Consider the following 2599-nt stretch of genomic DNA (forward strand, 5'->3'; position numbering starts at 1 on the left):
AACTCTACTCTGACCTATGTCTCGATTAGAGTGAAGTGCGGTTTATTTTTCAAATAGCCGGCTCAGTTAATCTGAATTTGCGCAGCGCCGGCTTGATGGTTGAGTTCTATCTAAAGGGAACCATTTTACCAGGTGAATGTGGCATTGCCTGCGACGACTGTCGTGCTAGGCTCTTCATCAAACGTAAGACTTAAGCGCAGTCCTATCTTGAGAATCAGTTCGAGTGAGGCTGTTAGCATCTTCCAGTGTTCACTGGCTCGTTGATGAACCGGTGCGTGTTCAGGTCGGAACCGAGCTTGGCTTCGAGCGTAGGCTTGTGGGGTAGGCGTCTGAATTTTTCTCTTACAGGCGAAAATGGACGACATAGTGTTTTACGGACTTAGCGAATCCCGTTTTTCAAGGCGATCTAATTCCGGCTAGTTTTTCGCATAAGTTACTGTAATTATAACCATTGTTTTCCCAGGTATCCCCTGTTCAAGGAGATATGACCTTTGTCGTGGCTCGGTGTAGATGGATGCAGCTCGCCTCATTGGACCTCGCTTTCAATTTATGGGACGTAGGTTCTCGATGCCTAGGTATACAGCCTATTGAATCGTTGTTTCGGGTCAGCATGATTGATGTCTTAGATCACGATGGACCCTTGAAGTTCCCAATCTATAAAAACGCATCGATGTTTTCGATAGTGTAGCCACCCCGTTTGATTTTACAGGGTGGCCGTCAATGAGGAGTTAGAGATGGATAAAGAAATGGTGTCTGGTTTTTTAAGAAAAATGATGACGACAATAGTGGTGCTTGGCGGTATTGCTTTTATGGCGCCTCAGCTGGTTGGTATCAATGATGCGGGTAACCGGACAGTGATTCAGTATCCAACGGGCACTATGGTTTTACAATTTGAGCCAGGTCTTTACCCACTTTGGTTCGGGCGCTCCTCGGTCTACCGTGACGTGATTACTTTCGATTTTGATAAAACTGAAGCAATGGGTTCAGCAACCATCGATCAAGAAGGTATCCCGGTTCGCTATCAGGATGGCGGTACTGGTAAAATTTACGGGAAAGCTCGATTTAACCTCCCGCAAGATGAACTCACAATGTTGGAACTCCATAAAAGCTTTCGCTCGAACACCGGCGTTGCCATGAAACTTTTAAAGACAGTGACCGAAGAAGTTCAAAACCTCACGGCAGGCTTGATGACTTCTGAGTCGGCTTACGCTGAAAAGCGAGGAACTTTTATCGAGTGGAGCCGGGACCAGTTGCAAAATGGGAAATACAAGACACGCCTCGAGAGAACCGTTCAAACGGATGAAAGTACGGGCAAATCAGTTGAGAAAAATGTCCCGGTTATTGATTTCGGTGAGGATGGGCAGGCGATTCATTCGGATAACGATTTAAAAACCTATGGTATCTTAGTCAGTGGTTATCAGATTACCGATTGGGACTTTGAAGATAAAACCCTCGACCAGATTTCAGCAAAACGAGAAGCCACCATGGCTATTATTACTGCGATTGCCAATGCGGAACGTGCTAAGCAAGATGCGATTACGGCAGAAGAAGAAGGTAAGGCCAACGTCATGAAGGCTAAGTACGAGAAGGAAGTTGAAAAGGAGCGGGCCGTCGTTGATGCCGAAAAAGCGAAGCAGGTCGCTGTTATTTCTGCTGCTCAAAAAGTCGAGGTTGCTCTCCAGAATAAACTTGAGGCAGAGCAGAAGAAGTTTGCAGCTTCTGAGTATAAGCAGGAACAAGTCCTGCGTGGTGAGGGTGATGCAGCCTATAAGCGTTTGGTGATGCAGGCGGATGGCGCTTTACAGCAAAAACTAGATGCGTATATTGTTGTGAATGAGCGCTTTGCCGAGGCGATTGCCAAGCAGAAATGGGTCCCGGAAGTTATGTTGGGCGGTGGTAATGGAGGAGGCGGAAATTCTGCGTCGGATATCCTTAGCCTCTTTATGACGAAGGCAGCTCGAGATCTCAGTCTCGATATGAAAATGAAGAAGTAGTAGCAGATGAGAGCCGGCGGGGAGACCTCGATCCGGGTGGATTGAGATCAGAATATTTTGATTTCGCGCTAGTCTTAGGCATGACGTTATAGATTCAGGCTCCCTCGTTTTTGATAGGCTCGCTTGTCAAGTGACGCATTGGGTCGACTATGAAGATGAGGCAAGAGTTTAGGCTATGACCCTACAAACGCTATTTACACGCTAATCCTATTGATCTGTTTTAAGCTTGGGTGTGGCGGAGGCGACGAACCAGCCAGTGATGACGACGAGATTTCTCAGCTTGAAGAAGTTTCAGAGCTTTGTGATATTGTTGATTAAAGCAAGAGTGCCACCGGAGGACTCCGGTGGTCAGCTTTATGAATCACTCCGACAAGCCCATCTGGACCAACGCCTATCACAAAGGCTGCGCGTAGATGCTATTGGTGCGCACTGTGACCAGAAGGCGATCTGGCCAGAACAAGGTTTGAGATATACGCCCGATGGGATTATTCGAAGCCATGACGCATCGTTAAGGTGTTTACTTAGAATGCTGAGGCTGCGGTGGAGCTTTCTGAAGTTGTTGCCGATGGTGAATTTGTAGTCAATTGTAGCGAGGCTAGAGCCCT

Annotated in this window: 2 protein-coding genes; one reads left to right on the plus strand and one right to left on the minus strand. The window is 47.2% G+C overall.

Annotated elements, in window-relative coordinates; genetic code table 11:
- Positions 1 to 125 precede the first annotated feature (125 nt).
- On the minus strand, positions 126 to 365 hold the full coding sequence (locus HOK28_21510; protein MBT6435686.1) for a hypothetical protein: 240 nt from the start codon (positions 363 to 365) through the stop codon (positions 126 to 128).
- Between the two features lie 369 nt (positions 366 to 734).
- Between HOK28_21510 and HOK28_21515 the strand changes: the two genes are divergently transcribed.
- The gene (locus tag HOK28_21515; GenBank protein MBT6435687.1) at positions 735 to 1994 is read left to right on the plus strand and encodes a hypothetical protein; all 1260 of its coding nucleotides are present in this window, start codon (positions 735 to 737) and stop codon (positions 1992 to 1994) included.
- Positions 1995 to 2599: the final 605 nt, after the last annotated feature.

The sequence above is a fragment of the Deltaproteobacteria bacterium genome (assembly GCA_018668695.1).
Taxonomy (GTDB): Bacteria; Myxococcota; XYA12-FULL-58-9; order XYA12-FULL-58-9; family JABJBS01; genus JABJBS01.